This window comes from Colwellia sp., assembly GCF_013214175.1.
Taxonomy (GTDB): domain Bacteria; phylum Pseudomonadota; class Gammaproteobacteria; order Enterobacterales; family Alteromonadaceae; genus Colwellia.
Genome location: NZ_JABSPA010000002.1, coordinates 1,242,348 through 1,262,911 on the forward strand (window position 1 = coordinate 1,242,348; position 20,564 = coordinate 1,262,911).

The 20,564-nt window shown below is 39.4% G+C and carries 14 protein-coding genes; 7 read left to right on the top strand and 7 right to left on the bottom strand.

Annotated features, from left to right (window positions below; genetic code table 11):
* The first annotated feature begins 31 nt into the window (after nucleotides 1-31).
* A complete protein-coding gene (locus HRT55_RS08260) occupies nucleotides 32-2,671 on the top strand; it encodes a hypothetical protein (protein ID WP_291620319.1) in 2,640 nt (879 codons plus the stop codon).
* Between the two features lie 101 nt (nucleotides 2,672-2,772).
* Here the strand turns inward: HRT55_RS08260 and HRT55_RS08265 are convergent, their stop codons facing one another.
* Nucleotides 2,773-4,764 (bottom strand): alpha-amylase family protein, encoded by a 1,992-nt coding sequence (locus tag HRT55_RS08265; protein WP_291620470.1) that lies wholly within the window; start codon nucleotides 4,762-4,764, stop codon nucleotides 2,773-2,775.
* A 607-nt stretch (nucleotides 4,765-5,371) separates the two neighbouring features.
* On the opposite strand from HRT55_RS08265, the gene HRT55_RS08270 reads away from it, so the two are divergent.
* The 5 genes from HRT55_RS08270 to HRT55_RS08290 all read left to right on the top strand — a co-directional run bounded on the left by HRT55_RS08270 (nucleotide 5,372) and on the right by HRT55_RS08290 (nucleotide 12,390).
* Nucleotides 5,372-6,466, top strand: a complete 1,095-nt coding sequence (locus tag HRT55_RS08270; protein WP_291620321.1) for a 3-deoxy-7-phosphoheptulonate synthase — start codon at nucleotides 5,372-5,374, stop codon at nucleotides 6,464-6,466.
* 172 nt (nucleotides 6,467-6,638) lie between these two features.
* Nucleotides 6,639-7,784: a bifunctional chorismate mutase/prephenate dehydrogenase gene (gene tyrA / locus HRT55_RS08275; RefSeq protein ID WP_291620323.1), complete on the top strand. Its 1,146-nt coding sequence runs from the start codon at nucleotides 6,639-6,641 to the stop codon at nucleotides 7,782-7,784.
* Between the two features lie 455 nt (nucleotides 7,785-8,239).
* On the top strand, nucleotides 8,240-9,028 hold the full coding sequence (locus HRT55_RS08280; protein WP_291620325.1) for an ABC transporter substrate-binding protein: 789 nt from the start codon (nucleotides 8,240-8,242) through the stop codon (nucleotides 9,026-9,028).
* A gap of 87 nt (nucleotides 9,029-9,115) precedes the next feature.
* A complete protein-coding gene (locus HRT55_RS08285; RefSeq protein ID WP_291620327.1) occupies nucleotides 9,116-10,360 on the top strand; it encodes a carbohydrate porin in 1,245 nt (414 codons plus the stop codon).
* 65 nt (nucleotides 10,361-10,425) lie between these two features.
* Nucleotides 10,426-12,390, top strand: a complete 1,965-nt coding sequence (locus HRT55_RS08290) for a methyl-accepting chemotaxis protein (RefSeq protein ID WP_291620329.1) — start codon at nucleotides 10,426-10,428, stop codon at nucleotides 12,388-12,390.
* Between the two features lie 185 nt (nucleotides 12,391-12,575).
* On the opposite strand, the gene HRT55_RS08295 is transcribed toward HRT55_RS08290, so the two are convergent.
* The 4 genes from HRT55_RS08295 to HRT55_RS08310 form a co-directional block, all read right to left on the bottom strand.
* Nucleotides 12,576-14,627, bottom strand: coding sequence for a M13-type metalloendopeptidase (locus HRT55_RS08295; RefSeq protein WP_291620330.1), 2,052 nt, complete (start codon nucleotides 14,625-14,627; stop codon nucleotides 12,576-12,578).
* Nucleotides 14,628-14,840: 213 nt separating this feature from the next.
* Complete coding sequence (locus HRT55_RS08300) at nucleotides 14,841-15,611, bottom strand: FMN-binding negative transcriptional regulator (RefSeq protein WP_291620331.1); 771 nt, start codon at nucleotides 15,609-15,611, stop codon at nucleotides 14,841-14,843.
* A complete protein-coding gene (locus tag HRT55_RS08305) occupies nucleotides 15,598-15,735 on the bottom strand; it encodes a hypothetical protein (RefSeq protein ID WP_291620333.1) in 138 nt (45 codons plus the stop codon). Before HRT55_RS08305 ends, HRT55_RS08300 begins: the two co-directional genes overlap by 14 nt.
* Nucleotides 15,722-16,405, bottom strand: coding sequence for a GNAT family protein (locus tag HRT55_RS08310; RefSeq protein WP_291620335.1), 684 nt, complete (start codon nucleotides 16,403-16,405; stop codon nucleotides 15,722-15,724). Before HRT55_RS08310 ends, HRT55_RS08305 begins: the two co-directional genes overlap by 14 nt.
* Nucleotides 16,406-16,514: 109 nt before the next feature.
* Here HRT55_RS08310 and HRT55_RS08315 point away from each other — a divergent pair, with 109 nt between their 5' ends.
* Nucleotides 16,515-18,062, top strand: a complete 1,548-nt coding sequence (locus HRT55_RS08315) for a PLP-dependent aminotransferase family protein (protein ID WP_291620337.1) — start codon at nucleotides 16,515-16,517, stop codon at nucleotides 18,060-18,062.
* A gap of 287 nt (nucleotides 18,063-18,349) precedes the next feature.
* Here the strand turns inward: HRT55_RS08315 and HRT55_RS08320 are convergent, their stop codons facing one another.
* Nucleotides 18,350-18,904: a cytochrome b gene (locus HRT55_RS08320; protein ID WP_291620339.1), complete on the bottom strand. Its 555-nt coding sequence runs from the start codon at nucleotides 18,902-18,904 to the stop codon at nucleotides 18,350-18,352.
* Nucleotides 18,905-18,931: 27 nt separating this feature from the next.
* Nucleotides 18,932-20,452, bottom strand: coding sequence for a methyl-accepting chemotaxis protein (locus HRT55_RS08325; RefSeq protein ID WP_291620341.1), 1,521 nt, complete (start codon nucleotides 20,450-20,452; stop codon nucleotides 18,932-18,934).
* Between the last annotated feature and the right edge of the window lie 112 nt (nucleotides 20,453-20,564).

Genomic DNA, 20,564 nt, shown 5'->3' on the forward strand with positions numbered 1-20,564 from the left:
TAATTATAATTTCTCATTTATAAGGTTAAGCATGAACTTAAAACCAACGTTACTATCATTGGTTATTGCCAGTGCAATTTTATCCGGCTGTAATGCCTCTACTGATAATCACGCTACTAAGTCGCCAGCAACTTCTGCAGAGTTAACAACAGCGCAAGGCTCTTTGATACCAGTAGCAAGTGTCATTCCACACCCTTCAGCAATGAGTGTTGACGTTACTGCTAATGGCAGAGTGTCGACGCTCAATAGCATAGAGGTAGTTAAGGTCGGTAAAAATATTCCTTATACCTATAGCTCAGGTAGAGTAAACAATACCCCAGGTTTTGACTGGTACGTCAGTAAACATTTTGCCCTTAAAAGTAACCGGCCAGAAGATCAAGTGCTCTTGTATATGGAGTTACTGGAAAGTTCATTTCCACACTATATCGAACTATTTGGCATGACACCGCCAGATATGGAAAATAAACGCATGGCGGCAGTTTATGGTTCCAGTAAAAGTGAAACTAAAATATTTGTTACCGACGATAATTTAACCCGAGGCATTAGTGCGGGTGGCGAAGCGATGTTTTATAACCTTGTAGGTTATAGTTTTCCCAGTGCGCGTGAGCAACATCAACGATATATTGTTGTACATGAGCAAGGTCATGTTTTTCAAATGTCGTTAATGGACTATCCGGGCTGGTTACCCACTTGGTTTACCGAAGGCACTGCTGATGCATTAGCACATCATTATTATGATCCTGAGAAAAAACAGCTAAAAGTGATGGTGTTCGATCGAGCATCACCCATGGATTATGTGCGCTTAGGTTTAAAACAATATGAAGCCTTAAATAGTCCAAGTATTCAAGACATGACTAACAACCCGAGTTTGTATCGTGGGGTAAACTTTTTCATTGTGCATTTTATGTTAGACGATCCAGACAGATCACATAAATTTAAAGCGTACCGCGATGAAATGGCGGCAAAACGTCAATCGGATTATGGTAGTGGCAAAGAATTATCTCATCAGTTGATGATGGATATTTTTGGCAATTGGGAGAAGGTAGAAGCTCAGTTTGTTGAATATGTTGCCGGTATTAATAAAACCTTCAATACCGCTGCTGGACCTTGGGAACAAGACGGCAATAAGTTATGGGTACGAGTGCTAAATAATAGCTACGAACATGGCTCTCCTCGTATGGATGTCCGCTTAAAACCAGGTGAGAAACCTAGCTATAAGTCATTTAAATTTGATCAACCTTTAGCAGAAATGTCGTCATTAATCGTTAAACCTGTCCGTGGCGTTGATAACCCTACGGTGGCATTAGAGATAGATTATTTGGCTGACCATTTGCATCGTGGTCATGTCGGCATTGGTTTAGGTTTAAAGATCAGTGATGAAAACCAGCAAAGATTAACAGCGGACAAAAAAGTTGGCACCTTCAAACAAAAGTCTTATAAACCAGATGAAGATGAATTACTGCAAATAAAAGTCGTTAAAGGCAATACCATTGTGGTCAATGCGAGTTCTTTGGGCGGAGAAGATATTCGTTACTCTATTTCACCACAGATGATTGCTGACTTAGAAAGCCAGCAACAACCTAAATTGGGACTGTCGGTTACCATTAACGCTGATCATTTAACTATTTTACTTAAATCGAAAGCTAGTCAGCATAAGGTGAATTTTTCAATATCTAATGATGTACGCGCTAAGTTACTTGATAGAAATATGGCAATACTGGCAGAAAATGCTGAGCATAGGCTCACTGCCTTTTTTGATGATGGCAGAGACCTTAACCCAGTACCTAGAGATTTAACCACTAATCTAGAAGTTAACCCGTGGGCAAACCCAGCCGATCGTGCTATCAGCCGTTTATTTAGAGCCATGTGGCGCTTAGGTGATAAGGTTCCTAGTGAGTTATCAGCTATGTATGAATATATGATAGATGCCACACCAAAAGACCGTAAAACTCAATTAGCTTCTTTAGATAAGTTGAATGCTGCTAGTGCTAGCTTAGTTGCTGCCATTGTTAATTCAGGCGCAACGAAAGACAAGATTAATCATGCCTTAAAAGAGCTGTCTGGCTTGCACCTGCGTTTAGAGTGGCGTCAAGAAAAGACCAATGGTGAGCAAGTTGTTTCTGCAGTTTTGCGTAATCAAGGCGCTTCAGTAGCTAAGGCGAACATAGTATTGAGCCAACAAGGTAATAACACATTGGCTAAAGAGTTTGAGCTAGCAAGTGGCGATAAAACCATGCAAGACTTAACCACTACGTTAGCGACTCGTACCAGTAAAGAGGAGATAACTGCTAAGGCAAGTGTTGCATGGCAGGGGCAGTTAATTGAGCTAACGGTAACTCAAGGTGCACGGGTATATCCTTGGTCATCTATGGCAATTGTTGAAGATGCAAAAGTCATTGGCGAAGAAGTATTAATTACCAGTGAATTTAGAGGGCCACATGCGGGAGAAACTAAAGGTAAAATAATAGTACAAGCGTACCCTTCAGATATTTTTGAAAACTCATATTATGAAGAAGAAATTACCATGGCACCTTACGAAATTCGCCAGTTTAGTAATAAGTTTACTGTAAAAGCAGGCGCTAAAAGCAAACCTAATGCGGTAGATGTTACTTTTGAATTGGTCATTGATGGTGAACCCGTGTTGATCAGTGAAAGATCTGAGATTAAATAGCGCTTAACTAACCTTGCCCTAACAGTACGAGGAGGAGGTTAGTTAAAATGGTATAAAAAAAGCGCCGAAAGGCGCTTTTTTATGGTGTTAAACTATGAAAATTAAAAGTTTGTTATTTCAACACTATTAGTATTGAATTCGAACTTGTTAACCTTGCCACACTGGGCAAAGTGGTTATTAGAACTAAAAGGTGCATCAGCCTGTGAAATATTACCTTCCCAGCCTTGGCCATTTTTAATAAAGGCTTTTACTTCAAACTTACCGTTAACCGCTTTACTGCAATCCATATCAACATCTATCATCCAGTAATGAGCTCCCCAAATATTGAGTGGGTCTTCACCATAACCATCATTAGCTGTGGTGCGCAATTCGCCCCAGCTACTTGGCCAAACATTGGTAGTCCAATCAAGAGGCGTACCTTCAGCTGCCGTACTTTGATTCACTTCACTGCCATACCAATCTAAATAGTTTTCATTATTTTTCCATGGTGTTGTTGTGCTATTAAGTAAATTGTTATGCCTAATTGGCATAGCACAAGCAAAGTTACTGGTTTGACAGTTTCTGCCTAGTTGGTTGTTAGCATAATCATGATCGATACCGCCACGAATAAACATATCTTGTCCGCTTTGTGTTTGCGCTTGAATAAATATCACAGTACGCTGCCAGTCAGCATCGGTTGGCGGAATGACTACACCATCAGTTTTTGCACCTTGGTGAATAGCAAAGGCATCCCAAGCGTTAACATTGGCATTGATCGTTCCGTCACTGTTGACGGTAATGATTTCACCACTACAAGATTGACCATCGGTAGATAACTCACCTTTAAGCACATTACAGTAAGTTCCTGCGACCATATCAGTGTTTAACGTAGTGGTTAAGTTTGAGTTTTCTTTGTTGATGGCAACAAAACCTGAACTACCGCGACCAAAGGCGATTTGATTATTATCGTTATCCCACCAATTGGTTGTGCTCCAGTTATCCGCAGTATTATTTCTAAAATCGACAGCCCCTGCAATGTATGACCACCTGTGCTCACACTGCCATTTGTCGCCAAAGCATTCTAAATTGCCATTATTATGTACGGATACACTAGGAGCACCACCGTCGGTATCACCATGAAAGTCATAGCTAGACATTACTTTTGGGTAACCATACGGGTAAGCCAGCATGAATACATTGGCTAAATCGTATAAACGGCCATCTTCAAAGGTTATGACATTGCCCCCGCCGCCATGGCCACGTTGGTTGTCATGGTTATCAACAAAAACAACTGCCGAGCTACTGGCCATAAAGCCCCAAGCCTCGCCAAAGGTACTTAACCAAGCTAATTTACCATTTTTGAAGGTATTACCGAGTTGGGTGGTATATTTAAACTCAGTTACTAAACCTGCACTAGTGTATTCAGACGCACTGATCGCCTCGCCACCTTGATCTATGACTTCTTGAAAAACTAATGGGCTGCCATTGACCTTCGATAAAACCCCTTGAATATCACCAACTGCCATATGTTTTGAGGCATCCAATCGAAAACCAGCGACACCGATACTGGTAAGGTCATTTAAATAGCCTGCTAGGGTTTCTTGTACATAAACCGAGCCGGTATTTAAATCAGGTAAACTGACTAATTCACAGTTCTGCACTTGCCAGCGGTTACTATAGTCACTGATGTTACAGGTACTATGGAAATCTTGTGGGCTAAAAAGTGGGTAGGTTTTATTGCCATAGTTACTGCCCGCAGTACCTGTGCCGCTACCATTTGCCATGTGATTTATAATTGCATCAACGTAAATATCTACCCCAACAGCCTTACAGCGATTAACCATATCGATAAATTGGCCTCGATCACCGCCGCGACTTTGCAGTTGATAGCTCACTGGTTGATAACGTGTCCACCATTGTGTTCCTTGAATATGTTCATTGGGTGGTGATACTTGCACTGCCGCATATCCTTTCGGACCAAGGTAATCTTCACATTCTTGGGCTACATCTTGCCAGTTCCATTCAAATAAATGCACAAAGGTAGTTGGTTGAGCGGCTGCTTGTGCGGGAGTTATGGCTAGAAGTGGTAAAGCAATAGCTAAGCTTGTGGCCATTAAATTTTTAGTTATTTTAGATCTCATTTTAGCTCCTATTTATAATTATTATTTATTTTCTCTTTAAATCCGTTTCTTAAATTGAGTACCGCTGCATATTTGCTTAAAATTTATTCAATGTCATCGTTATCTATATTGAATACGTATGCATGAAATCTACTTTTTACCAAATACTTATCTAGTTCTTTTTAGCTTCTATCAAGTTAATTGAAAGCTAGCTCTATGTTTTTCTGTGCGACTTTGAACTTGTAATCATTAAGTGAGGTGGGGTAAGGAATATGAATTTAATTGTTTACTGAAGCTGTTTTAGTTGACCAAAGTTGTTGTGTAATTAAATGCTCAACAAGCAGGTAAATTTTTCACTCTTTTTTTATCGCTTATTTACTATTTAATACTATACATAAGCTTAAAAGGGTGTAATTATATCAATACAAATTGCGTACTTAAATCTTTACGATTCCTTGTTTTTGTTTTTGGTTGAGCTGTGGCCCTTGTTTTAAGCTGTTATCCTTCCTTGAATTTCACATGTTTAATCTCTTTATTTAGCTAGCGTACACCCACTTTAAAAATCCACTTGGTGGAAAAATAGATTGTTTAAGGAAAAATCATGACCACAACTAGCGAATTAAGCGCAGTGCCAACGAGCTCAAATGACATTCACGTTAATGCCGAACATGTATTAATTACCCCTGAAGCTTTGCGTGCAGAATTACCACTTTCTGAAGCCGGCCGTGAGTTTGTCAAACAGTCGCGTAAAACCATTAGTGAAATAATCCACAAGCGTGATCCGCGTTTATTAGTTATTTCAGGTCCGTGTTCTGTTCATGACGTTGAAGCGGCTAAAGATTACGCCCGCCAATTAAAAGCGCTGCATAATAAACACCAAGGTTCTTTATTTGTGGTTATGCGTGTTTACTTTGAAAAGCCTCGTACTACTGTTGGTTGGAAAGGTTTAATAAACGATCCACATATGGATGGCTCGTTTGATGTTGAAACCGGTCTTCGCAAAGCACGTGAATTAATTCTTTACTTAACAGAGCTTGGTTTACCTCTAGCAACTGAAGCGCTTGACCCTATTAGCCCACAATACCTGGCAGAAGTGTTTAGCTGGTCAGCGATAGGCGCCCGTACTACCGAGTCTCAAACTCACAGAGAAATGGCCAGTGGTTTATCCATGCCAATTGGCTTTAAAAATGGCACAAATGGTAGCTTAGGTGTGGCAGTAAATGCATTACAATCAGCTGCTTCTCCGCATCACTTTATGGGCATAAATCGTCAAGGGCAGGTTGCCTTGATTCAAACCCGCGGTAATCCTGATGGCCATGTTATTTTACGTGGCGGCGCAGCGCCAAATTATGATGCAGCAAGTATTGCCGAGTGTGAGAAAACCTTAGCTAAACAAGATATTGATGCTGGTATTATCGTCGACTGTAGTCATGGTAATTCCAACAAAGATTACACTCGTCAGCCATTGGTTGCACTGGATGTTGTTGAGCAAATTTGTGCGGGTAATAAGTCGATTATTGGTATAATGTTAGAGAGTAATATTAATGCTGGTAAGCAAAGCAGCGATTTAGCCAAAGAAGATCTAGCTTATGGGGTATCCGTTACCGATGCTTGCATTGATTTTGCTGAAACTGAGCAGCTATTAGCCGATGTCGAAGCACAATTATCAGGTTGTTTAACAGCGCGAATTGCCTAAAGGTTTTTTACCTACCGGTTCTTTACCTAATGTAGGTAGGTAAAGTATTAGACGCGACTTATGTCGCGTTTTTTATTTTAAAGGCTTTGATAAATAATTTTAAGAAAAATACTTTAATATTCTTGTTCTAGACAATGTGCTTTAGAGAAGATGTTTTATATAAGAGATAGTAATGACCAATTCAGATCCCGACTTTGATAAAAAGTTAACCAGCTTGCGTGATGAAATTGATGAAATTGACAGTGATTTAGTTAAGCTATTACAGCGGCGACTTAGCGTTACCAGTAAAGTGGGGCAATTAAAAAGCAGTGTCGGCAAGCCTATTTATGACGGCGCACGTGAAGCGAGTTTATTTGCTAAAAGACGTTTACAAGCCAGTGAGGCTGGTTTATCCCCTGATTTAATTGAAGATGTTTTACGCCGTTTAATGCGTGACTCATACGTCAGTCAAGATGCTAGCGGCTATCGCTGTGTGAATGTTGATTGTAAAAAAGTGGTTGTTGTTGGTGGTAAAGGACAGTTAGGTGCCATTTTTGTCGATTTATTTCAACGTTCTGATTATCAGGTTGCCATTATAGAACAAGACGATTGGCCCAACAGCGAGGCTATATTAGCTGATGCTGGTGTGGTAATTGTCGCAGTGCCAATTCGTTTAACTACTATGGTTATTCATCATTTAAATAACTTGCCAAAAGATTGTATTTTGGCCGATTTAACCAGTATTAAAGAGTCGCCTTTATTTGAGATGAAAAAGGCACATGCAGGTCCAGTGGTAGGTTTACATCCTATGTTTGGCCCTGATGTTACCGGTTTAATTAAGCAAACCATCATTAGTTGTCAAGGCCGCTTTCCTGAAAAATATCAGTGGTTACTTGAGCAGTTTGAAGTATGGGGCGCTAAAATTTATCCGGTTGAAGCCCATGAACATGATCAAGCTATGTCCATGGTGCAAGTAATGCGACATTTTTCTACTATTGCTTACGGTTACCATCTAATGGCCGAAGGTGCAGATATTGAAAAACTGGTGGCGATGAGCTCACCCATTTACCGATTAGAGCTCATTATGGTTGGTCGACTATTTGCCCAAGACCCTACTCTTTATGCCGATATCATTTTTGCTAACAAAGACAATGTCGGCATGATGAAACGCTTTGCTTATCGATTCTTAGAATTACTTGAAGATGTTAGTCTTGATGACAAAGATGCTTTTGTTGATATGTTTAATCACGTTTCTGATTGGTTTGGAGATTATGCTGGTGACTTCCTTGAAGAAAGTAAATCCATGTTGTTAAAAGCCAATGAGTTGAAAAAGCACTAAGCTAGCTTTTCTTTTTCAGCCTATTTTCACGCTAGTACTATCTTTAGTAATGCTATTAGTACTGTTTTAGTAACGGTACTGGTCCTTTCACTAGTACCTTCTCCAGGAAAATATTAGCGTGAATCATTTATTTTATCTCAATATCACTCTTAAATTACTGCTTTTTCTTCGGCGATAAAAGCTAATCGAAAATTGGGGGAGGGGGCTTTTTGATAATCGCAAAAGTGTTATAAGAAATACGTTTGCGGGTTTAGATTAGCTCAAAGAAACGTAGAGTAAATATATTTAGCTAAAAGTAAGTATACCCCGCTGCCAAGTACATTCCTCTAGTAGTGAAACATTGCATAATCCCTTAGATAAGCTATAAAATATATTCAACTCTTAAACTAAGTTAAGCGTGTTGAGAGCTTTTAGATAAGCTCTTTAGTAGTCATGTGAACAGGGGCTGTTTATCTATGATTAATTATTTAAAACTTTGCATTTTTTCTACCTGTTTATGCCTGTTCACCTCAACGATGGCCGCTGAAAATAATGATTTAACTTCCATGGTTATTGTTACAGGTCCTTACCCGCCAGCTATCAATGAAGCAGATGAGGATAAAGGTTACGTATCTAGACTTGTTGCCGATGCTTTTGCACTAGAAGGAATTAAGGTGAGCTTTATCTTTGTGCCCTGGGCCCGAGGCTTACGAATGGTAAGGTTGGGTCATGAAGCTTGTATTATGTATTACGGAAAAACACCCGATAGAGTTAAATATTTTATATTTAGTGAACCATTATTTGAAGAAGAGTGGCTATTTTTTCATTTAAAAAAAACACCTGTTGAATGGCAAAAGTTAACTGACTTATCTCGTTATATCATAGGGGCAACCTTGAGCTACACTTATAGTGACGAATTTCATAAACTGGCTGACGAGCAAGAATTAAGTGTTCACTGGGTTGCCAGAGACAGACAAAACTGGCAACTACTAATGTCAGGTAGAATTGATCTTTTTCCCAGTGTAAAAACCGGTTGGTTTCAATTGCGGGAACTTTATAGTGAAGCAGCAATAAAGCAGATTACCACCCACCCTAAACCACTAAAATCACAGTTAAACTATTTACTCTGCTCTAAAGATCACCCCAATGCCGAGTACTTCAGAGACAAGTTTAATCAAGGCTTCGCTAAGTTAAAAAAATTGCGGTCAATCTCGTATTATATTCCTGATAGTAACGGCGAGAAGTGGCCAGTTGAAATCAATTAATCATCTAAATTAATCAAATAAATAACCATAAAAGCTATAAGTTTTTGGCTGGAAATAATTTTATTGCAAGGTAATTAGGTCGATATTATGAAAAAATCAATAATGCTTTTACTACCCTTGTGTTTTTCTTCGGCATGTTTCTCTGCTGAGCAAGAAGAGTTGATCAACAAAGTAAAGCAACTTGAAATAGAAATACAGCAACTAAAAAAGACAGTAAATGCAGCTGATAACACTACTTCAGAAAAAAACACTGCAGATAGCAAAGCCGCTGAAAAAGAATATACTGGCATTACTTTGGGGGGAGCTGTTCGTTTTCAATATGTATATGAAGACTACAATGATAACAATAGCAGTCGAGGAGGCGATCTAGACTTTGATATCTTTCGCCTTGATTTAAATGGTGAAGTTGGCGGGGTGATATTATCGGCGCAATATCGCTGGTTTCAATATATGAATGTCATTCATCACGCCTGGGTTGGTTATGATTTTAACGAGCAATGGCAAGGACAAATTGGCATAACACGTGTGCCCTTTGGTAACTTAAATTATAACTCTCACAACTATTTCTTTAGTAGTAATTACTACGTTGGTTTAGAAGATGATTATGATGCAGGTATCAAGTTTATTAGAAAAAATGAAAACCATGATTTACGGATAGCCTTTTTTTTCACCGATGAAATGGGCGGCATAGATGGTTATGTTGATAATAGAACCGATAGATATTCTTACGATATAGTTGGTGTACGTGCAAGTGATGAGGGGATTTATGATCAACCTAGCCTAGAAGCTGCTGAGCACAACACCTTCAATTTACGCTATGCTTATCAGTTAGCTAATGTTGAGCTGGGCTTTTCTTGGCTATCAGGAGATATACGAGATGCGACATCATCGATAGGTGATCGTACCGCCTTTGCCATACACACTGACGCGCAATTTGATCGTTGGAATGTAAAACTACAATATACAGACTACGAATACGATTTTGATAGTTACTCGCCACAAATAGCCGTTGGTGCTTATAGTTTTTATGATTCTATTCCCAGCGAAGCTAAACTTTATACCGTTAATGTTGCCTATTTAAAACCAGTCGAATTTGGTCCCATCACCTCATTAAATTTTTATAACAACTACAACATGATGACTGATAAATCAGGCGACTTTAATAATGACACTATTATGAATGTGTTAGGGGTCGCTATTTCAGCAGGCGCACTTTATACCTATGTCGATTTAGTCAGAGCAAAAAACCAGCCTTTCGTTGGCGGCACCATGGCAGGGGATAGTGATGACTGGCAAACAAGGTTTAATATTAACTTTGGTTATTATTTTTAAAATGCTTTAAAGCTACTTTTAGGTTTTGCGAAGTTAACTTAAGTTAAGGGAAAGGTTTTAATTATATGAATATAAGAGTGAAAATACAGCTAAGTGTACTGTCGGCGGTAGTTATTCCAGGTATTGTTATTTCAGTTATATTAGCCATGTTTGTTACTGAAAAAGCTTATGAGCAATTTTATGATGTCTCTGAACGCGAAATAAGACAAGTTGAAAATGGCATGAAAATATTCTTTAGAGGCATAGAGGATAACGTTAAGTATCTTATCAATCATCCAAAAATTATTTCGGCTAATAAAGATATCACCAGTTATAAAGCTAATGCTAGCAGCGTATTAATGACGCCAGCAAAAAATGGTGGCTTAGAGTCATCAATTTTTACCATGTTTGACAATTTCGGTAATAGCCATGAAAACCTTGCCTATGTTTATTTTGCTAACCATGAAGGCGGTTATTTACAATGGCCTGCCGGGAATATTGGCGCTAACTATGATCCCAGACAAAGGCCTTTTTACCAGTCAGCGCTGAATAGCCGTGGTGAAATCACTAGAACCAGTGCTTATTATTTTGCCTCAGATGATGCCTCAATCATTAGTACTGTTGCCACAGTCAGTGATGCTAATGGCAAGGTTATTGGTGTGCAAGGCATGGATGTAAGCTTAAAAGGCTTAACAGAAATTGTTAGGAAAATTAAACTGGGCGAGCAGGGTTATATTATGCTGTTACAAGATGATGGCACTATTTTAGTCGATCCCAATAATACCCAAAACACCTTCAAAAATATCAATACCTTACCTGGAGAAGCTTTTAAGAACATAGCACAACTAAACTCAGGGCAACTCAGTATATTATTAGGTGATATCGATTATGAAGTGAATATCATCACCTCAGCAGAATTGGGATGGAAGTTTGTTGGCTTCGTGCCCAAAGATGAAATATTGATGATGAGCAATGCGATTATTACCCGAATGATGATGATTGAAATTGTTATGTTAATCATCTTTATCGTCGCTTCTTGGCAGGTGGCTAAATTGATCACTGACCCTATCATTCAAATAAAAGACAACCTGAGAGAAATTGCCTCGGGTGATGGTGATTTAACCATCAGGATTAATGTTCGCAGCAAAAATGATGAAACAGCCGAGTTAGCGTGTTCCTTTAATGATTTTGTTGAAAAAATTCGAGAGCTAGTGATCGAGGTTAAAAGTAATGCCGATAGCGTTAACCAACTGTCTAGTCATGTAGCACAAGCAAGTGACTCTTTAGCAACGACTACCGAAGAACAAAATACTCAATCACATACTATGGCTGCGGCGTTACATGAGGTATCTACTACCTCAGCGCAAATATCAGCCACGGTAAAAGGTGCTGAAGACTTAGCAGAACATTCAAAAGTTGAAGTTATTGCTGGCGGTAAAACTATCTCTGAAGCTATCGAGTTAATGAGCAGTGTCGCCGATGATATGACCTCGCTTAAAGAGACCTTGAATAATTTACAAACTTCCTCTGAGAAAATTAATGAAATAATTAAACTCATCACCGGTATTGCTGATCAAACCAACTTATTAGCATTAAATGCCGCCATTGAATCAGCAAGGGCTGGTGAAGCCGGTAGAGGCTTTTCTGTCGTTGCTGATGAAGTAAGAGAGTTGTCAGGTAGAACAACCAGTGCTGCTACGCAAGTTGCCGAGTTGATTCAAACAGTACAATCGCAATCGAATGAATCATATGAGCATATCACCCTGCTAAACTCAAAAATTCAAGAAAGTGTTGAAAAGGGGCAGGAGTCACTTGAATTACTGAAAAACATCACTGCCTCCAGTGAAAAAATTGCCAGTGAAACCTCCCTAGTCGCTACTTCTATTGAAGAAGAGTCGAGCGCAATTGAAGAGATAAATCAAAATATTCAGCATATGTCGACAGCGATTGATGAAAGTACCAAAAGTATTAGTAACATCAAAGGCATCACTGACAACCTTGATAGTCAAGCTGCGCAATTACAACAAATTGTTGATAAATTTAAAACTTAAAGTTAAGCCTATGCCTAAGTTTAAAGCTAAGTCTAAGCCGGAGTTGCAGAGTATCTGGGAGGATTAACGATTTTATCGCCTTTCGAAAGGTAAAATAAGAAAAGCGCTGAGTGGCTTAAAACCACTCAGCGCTTTATTCTTTTAACGAGCACTTCGTTTAACTTGTGTTCAGATGAGAAATACCACTACCAAATTTTAACGCGTTGACTAGGTGCTAAGTAAAGTTTATCACCTTCTTTCACATCAAAAAGCTGGTAAAATTCAGGCACGTTACGGACAACACCATTCACTCGGTACATTGCAGGTGAATGTGGATCAGTACTGATTTGATGCTTTAACGCTTTTTCGCGGTACTTTTTACTCCAGCTTTGCGCGTAGCCCAAGAAGACACGCTGCTCACCGGTAAAGTCATCAATAACCGGTGAAGTTTTATCCGCTAATGACATTTTATATGCCAGCAGTGAGATGCTTAGTCCGCCAAGGTCACCAATGTTTTCACCCAAGGTGAAAGTACCATTAACATGCACATCTTTAAGTGGCTCAAACTCATCGTATTGGGCCACTAGCTTGTTAGTTCTGCTTTTAAACTCCGCTTTATCAGCATCTGTCCACCAGTTACGTAAGACGCCATCACCATCAAAAGCACTACCTGCATCATCGAAGCCATGGCCAATCTCATGGCCAATCACTGCGCCAATAGCACCATAATTAACAGCATCTTCAGCATTTAGGTTGAAATATGGCGGTTGCAAGATTGCCGCAGGAAATACTATTTCGTTTAGCGGTGGGTTGTAATAAGCATTAACTGTTTGTGGCGTCATAGCCCATTCATGTTTTTGTACCGGACCATTTTGTTTATCTAAACCTTGTTGGTAAATCACTAAGGCAGAGCGTTTTAAGTTACCAAACAAGTCATCTTTTTTGATGGTTAAGGCCGAGTAATCTTTCCAAATATCTGGGTAGCCAATTTTAGGGGTAAACTTAGAGAGTTTATCTAACGCTTGTTTTTTGGTTTCAGGCGTCATCCAATCAAGATTTTCAATACTCACTTTATAAGCTTTGGTTAGGTTTGCTACTAACTCTTCCATGCGAGCTTTAGCTTGTGGTGGAAAGTGTTTTTTAACATAGACTTTGCCAACTACTTCACCAATATTTTGATTAACTACGCTAACGCCACGGCGCCACATTGGCAATTGTGTTTTTACACCACGTAAGGTCTTGCCATAGAATTCAAAATTTTGTTGATCAAGCTCTTGGGTTAATCGACTAGCAGTGCTATTAATCACGCCCCATTTTAAATAGACATGCCAAGTATATATCGGTGTATCCTTGATGATGTTATTCAGCGCTTTCATGTAGTCCATTTGCGTAACGACCACGCCATCTATATCGGCAATACCCGACTGTGCTAAGAAGCCATCCCAGTTAAAATCTGGCATAAGTTGAGTTAGCTCAGCGGTAGGTATTTTATTATAAAGAGCAACCATATCGCGAGTTTGCTCTTTTTTCATATGATGACTTGCCAGTTTAGTTTCTAAGGCAAAGATATCTTTAGCAGCCGCTTTGGGATCGGCTAATCCAGCTAGGGTTAGCATTTTTTCAATATGGCTAAGGTAACTTGCTCTGAGCTCTTTTGATGTATCGTCCTCTAAGAAATAATATTCTCTATCAGGTAAACCCAAACCTGCTTGCCAGGTATATCTCATATAAGAGTTTGGGTTTTTAAAATCGACATATTGACCAAGATTAAATGGAATGGCATAACCGAGTTTATTTGCTAAGGCAAAATGTACCGCTAATTCTTCATGATTAGTAATGCCATCTATTTGGCTAAACTCTTGGTGAATTGGGGCTAAACCAATTTTATTACGGGTATCCCAATCAATATAAGATTGATATAAATCACCGACTTTTTGCTCATTTGAGCCTTGGGGGAAATTACCGGCAGAAGCGGCTTCTATTATCGCTTTAACATCAGTTTGAGACTGCTCGTGCACTATAGTGCCTATGCCATAAGATGATTTGTCGGCTGGGATTTCAGTTTTCTTTAGCCAATTGCCATTAGCGTAAAGGTTAAAGTCATCACCAGGTTTTACCGTGGCATCGATGGAGGAAATATCTAAACCAGAAATGAGCACTGGGCTGCTATTGTCATCATTTGCTGCAGTTAAATTATTACTGTTATTACAGCCCATTAATCCTATAAGTACCGTTAAAGATACTAATGTCTTTTTCATCGTAACGTCCTTTTTGTATTATTATTGCCTGTTGATTTATCACTAGTTGAGCAGTCGCTTTTTGAACTATCTGATATGGATAGATAAAAGTTAACACTGGTGTAGTTATGTTAACTATTAATTAACAATATATCCGTTAACAACATATCAGCAAACGCAAGTCGTCGCAATTCCGTACCGGGTCATGGAAAATAAGTGGAGCGTAAGTGAAGGCTAAATGCCAGTTATCTGTTTTGCTAATGTAGGTTTATTTCGCTTTGTGATCTGTTCGGCTATTTGCGCTCTTAATGCTGTAGGTTTGTTCTGACTTAACTTAAAGCGACCTTCAATACGGCTAATGGTGAAGGTAAAAACAGTAATCGATTTTAGCATGTGTTCAATAGCATGGCTTGGCGCTGAAGCAAGTGACCAAGCAACTTGCGTATTCGGTGATGTTAGTTTTTGTTGCACTTTAACTTGTTCAAAATGATCACTGCTGATCAGCATATGCTGGTATTTTTCATCAAGGTTAGTCACCTCCGTAACTTGACCACTAACATGTACTTTTGCGTAGTTCCACGTGGGAACTTTTTGCATTGAACTATGTTCAGCACTGACATCATTAGGGGAAATATAATCATCTTCACCGTGAAAGATTAGGGTGATATTTTTTTTGCCTTCAGCATTATCTTTATAGTCACTGTTAGCAACAGCTTTAAGGTGTTGTGCTAAGGGATGCTGATTACTAACATGCGCCATTAACTGATGACCTATCAACCGATTACTATCACTTTTACTTTCACTCTGGTTTTCGTTAATCCTAACTATTGTGTTGTCGGTAAAGTGAAAGGGAATGTGGCTAATATCTAGTTCATTATTGTTATCAAAAAAGAGTAATGTCGCTAATGGACTTTGCTCGATAACTTCAAGCATAGCGATCGGCTTTGTATTAATGAAATGCTCAGCGGGATACTCTGGTTCCGAGTGTGTTTTAACTTGGTACATGTATAAACACCTCTGCTTTTTTGCTGTTCATAGTATTTCCTGTTGACAGTAGTTGCTGTTTTACCTGCGGCCAGTCTTCATCAATGATGCTAAAGAGCGTAGGGTATTCATTAACTTGGCACATGCATAAACTCCTCTTGGCTTTTTCCTGTAGCTAATAGTTGTTGTTTTACCTGCAGCCAGTCTTCATCGATGATGCTAAAGAGTGCCGTATTTCTATAGTCGCCATTAGGAGCACGGCGATGCTTTCTTAAAATCCCTTCGAACTGACCACCAATTCGCGTTATAGCATTACGTGATTGCTGGTTATTTTCGTGCGTACATATTTCTACCCGAACCATTTTTAACTGCTCAAAAGCATGTTTTAACATTAAGTACTTGGCATGGGAGTTAACATGGCTGCGTTGAAAATCAGGGGTGATAAAGGTGTGGCCTAGTTCAATGGTTTTATCATTGTCGTTGTAACGAAACAGTCTAGTTGAGCCGATAACGGTATCACTTTCTTTCTCACTTACTTTATTAATGATGACAAAAGCAAGCTCTAGCCCTTGGTCCATTTTTTTGATGGCTTCTGCTAGCCAAGGCTTAGCAATCTCTTGGCTTTGACAGCGGTTGATGGGCATGTGTTGCCAAACTTGCGGGTAATTACCTGCTAAGCAATACCCTTCAAGGTGCTGCATTGTCAGGGGTACTAATTTTATTAAGCGGGTTTCTAATGTTATCGCCTTAAGAGGTAATGGTTTAATAGGACAAGATTTAATAAGGAAATCTTTTAACGCTGGGTTTTTTAACATAAGTTGCTGCATAAATTGGCTGGTTAGTGGTTGTTATTATGATTGTCTTTGGTATAACTACTACAACCAGATTTGTATAAGTTGATAGACCAGATTGAAAGCCCTAACTTTGAATTTACATTTAAGCTTAAAATTAAATTCTGAGAGCTTAGATAAAAATAAGACCTCAGCTAAACAAGCAAAATATTTGGCCATTGCCGATGCGTTGCGACAAGCCATTAAAGATGGGCAGGTTGCTCCCACTGAAGCATTGCCGTCAGCACGTAAACTTGCCCAGCAGTTAACGGTTAATCGCCATACCATCATGGCGGCCTTAGCTGAATTAGTGGCACAAGGCTGGGTTGAAGCGAAAGAGCGTTCAGGTTATCGAGTGGTAAAAAACTTACCAATTCAAACAAGCCAGCAAGTAAATAAAGTAGCGCAAACGCAGCAAAGTTTTACTTGGCAATTTCGCTTTAAACAAAACGTACCAGTCACGCCAAAAATAAAAGCTAGCCAATATCCTTTTAACTTCTCTGGTGGTCAGCCTGATATCAGAAAATTCCCTTTTGATGAGTTTAAAAGTCATTTTTCGCAAGTTTGTCAGCGGCCTAAAATAGATGATTTAAGTTATGGTGATAGTCTTGGAGAAGCAGGTCTCATTAAAGAAATCGCCACTTATTTAAGGCGTGTTCGCTCGATTACTGATAAAGAATTAATGATTTGTAATGGCTCACAAGAAGCCTTGTATATGATTTCACAACTGCTGTTACAATCTGGCGATAAGGTTGCGGTTGAACAACTAGGTTATCCACCGGCTTGGGCTGCTTTTGAGCGTACCGGTGCGAAGTTAATTGCCATCAAACAAGATGATCGTGGTATAGATCCTGAGCATCTGGCGCAAGTATTTTCTCAGGGTAAGGTAAAGCTACTTTATCTGACGCCATTACACCAATATCCAACCACAGTATCTCTTGATATCAGCAGGCGTATGCAAATATACCAATTAGCGGTGCAATATGGTGTTGCCATAGTGGAAGATGATTATGATCATGAGTTTCACTATAACAGCCAACCTATAGCACCGATGGCTAGCGATGATCCCGCAGGCTTAGTTATTTATATTTCTACCTTTTCAAAACTGATGTTTGGCGGCGCGCGTATTGGTTATGTGGTGGCAAATGATGCCTTAATTGAGCAGCTTGCGGCTTATAAGATGTTGATGAATCATAAGTGTAATGTTTTAGTGCAGCAATCGGTAGCTAAGTGGATGCAGCAAGGTGGCTTTGAAGGGCACCTACGCCGCATGACTAAGCTTTATCACAAGCGCCGTGATCATATGGTGTCACTGCTACAAAGTTATCAAAGGCAGGGCCTGCCATTACACTTTGAAATTCCCGCCGGCGGTATGGCAATTTGGCTTGATATTGGTAAGTCTGTTGTTGGCTTAAAAGAAAAGCTATTAGCCAAAGGGGTCTACCTGCAAACGGAAGTTGAATTTAGCAGGCTCAAAGACTTATCTTGCGAAAAATCATCTGACCATGACTTACCCAAAAAGGAGTATCGCTTTATCCGCTTGGGTTTTGCTGCCATGAATGAAATGGAAGTAACTCAAGGCTTGAGTATTGTTATGCAAGCAATATATGGTATCGGCAGTAATGGTAATATGTTGATTTAATTCCATAAGGTAATGACTTGGCTTTACTATTAATACTAATTTACCAAACGTCGTTCTATGCGTATTAAAGGCTGTAGTTAATGGTTAGCATCGATACTCAATATAAGCCTTCAGCTGGAACACAAGCTAAGGCTGAAAAATTAAAATTAGGGCCATCAAGGGCTGCAGCCAAAAATCGGCTTAGGGTATTTAGAGCTTAATGATGATGGCTCACCACATTTGATTGCCGACTTGCATTGTGACGGTAGTAGAACAGTATTTATTGAGACCAATGAATAGCTAGTTCCCTATCTTTTTTTTCGTAAAGGTAACATGCGCTTTAAGGTGTCATCTTTTTGAATATAATGGTGCATTAAAGCTGCGACAGCATGAAAAGCAATAAGATAATAACCCCATGAGCCTATTTCTTTATGCCAGCCCTCTAATACTTTTCCTAAAGGTTTGTCATAAGCAATAAGCGCAGGCAGTTCTAGCCCGAAAAAGGGAATAACTTTGCCTTTTGCACTGAGCACAAACCAGCCAAAAATTGGCATGGCAATCATAAAAACATAAAGCACTAAGTGAGCCGTTTTGGCTGCCCATGCTTGCATGTTAGAAAGTGGCGGGGTTATTTTTGGAGTTACTTGTAGGCAGCGTAAATAGAGACGTATACAGACTGGGGTAAAAACCAATAAACCTAGCATAAAGTGTATCGTTTTGAAGAGATCTCGCATGTCGGTGCCTTTTTCAAAAAATACTCTACCTTCAATGCTGGCGAAAACAAAAATCATTAAAACCACCATTAACCAGTGAAGTTTTATTGAGACAAGCCCGTAGTGATTTTCACTATTTTTCCAAGACATTTTCAGTCCTTTTAATTGTTAGAGAGTTTACTTATTCTTTGGCACAAAGGTGCTAGCTAAATCAGCGATATCATCAACACTCTTCGCCAGCTCTTGCATTTGCTCAGCAACACTATCGGTTTGCTGCCAAGTCGTCTCAGTACTGTGAGCAATATCATTTAAGTGATTATTAATTTCATGAGATACACAAGATTGCTCTTCTGCGGCCGTAGCAATTTGAGTGGCGGCTTGGTTAATGTTTTGCATTTTCTCAACCACTAAATCAATTTGCTGATGTGATGCTTGTGCACTATCGACACAGTATTGCGCTTCATCTTTGTTTTTATTCATTAAAGCTACCCATTGCTCTATGGTATTGAGCATAATGGTTAAGCGTTGATGGATTTTTACTGCAGATTCTTGCGTACGTGATGATAAGTTACGTACTTCATCAGCTACGACAGCAAAACCACGACCATGTTCACCCGCGCGAGCCGCTTCAATGGCCGCATTTAATGCCAACAGGTTAGTTTGATCGGCAATAGATTGAATCTCCTCCATCAACTCACCCACATTATTAGCCGATTGCGTTAAGCTATCGGCTGAGCTTGAAGCATTCTCTACCGCTTGCGCTAATTGGCTAATTTTATCACTGGTTTCATAAATATTTTTTTGTGATTGCTCGCAGTGTTCGAAAGTTATTTCTAATTCGCTAGCAACATTAACTGTATTCTGGGCAATATCTTGGGTTGATTCTTGCATTTGACTCATAGCCGTACTTAATTGCTCTAAATCATCTTTTTGCTGCGCTAGTGTGCTGCGGGTATCGGTTAAACCTTGGCTTACTTTCGCCATTACCGCTTTTATCGGTTTAGCAGCATCAAGTGTGCGCTCTATGATGGCTTTGATTTTGGTTTTTAACAGTGAGAAATTAAAATCAAAAACACTGGCACTGCCTTTACCGAAGTAGACTTTACGTGATACTGAGTCGAACACTGTTTGCATGCGCTGAGCACGCATAGCAGTCGGGATTATATCTGACCAAAATATGATAATGGGGGTAACCGCGCTCAGGCCGGCAATAACTGAAGCAAGTAAACCAAGCTGAGTGAAAATATAACCTTGAGCTAAGACAGTGAGCAATATTAAAAAAGCAAATTTATGGTTCTTAGTAAATTCAAAAGTTACCCAGTTATTCTGTTTGTTGAGCGCTTGGTAGATGTGATCAGCATCGCTGGCAAGCTTGGTGCTTGCCACAGAGCTAATACATTGAAATCCGGTTATCTTGCTTTGGCTATATTGCGGGGTGATAAAGACATCAAGCCAAATACTCTTACCTGCTTTACTCTTCAGCTGTAATAAGCCTTGCCATGAAAAACCTTTAGCCAAAGTTGCCGATAACTCATCGAGCACCACTTTGGGCATTTTCTGATGAGTTAAGCTACGTGTATCAGTATTTAGCAGATCACTTTCTTGATAACCTGTGGTTTGGCAGTACGCTTGATTTACATAGGTATAATTACCTTTTAAATCGGTAACAGAAATTAATTGTTTCATAGTAGATGACATAGTTTGCACAACATAAAAGTGAGTAGGCTAATAAAAGTGATTATTTAACTTTAACAGTAAGGTTAAATAATCGCTTTGATCTATATCGGCAATAATGAGTGAACTTTAGTGT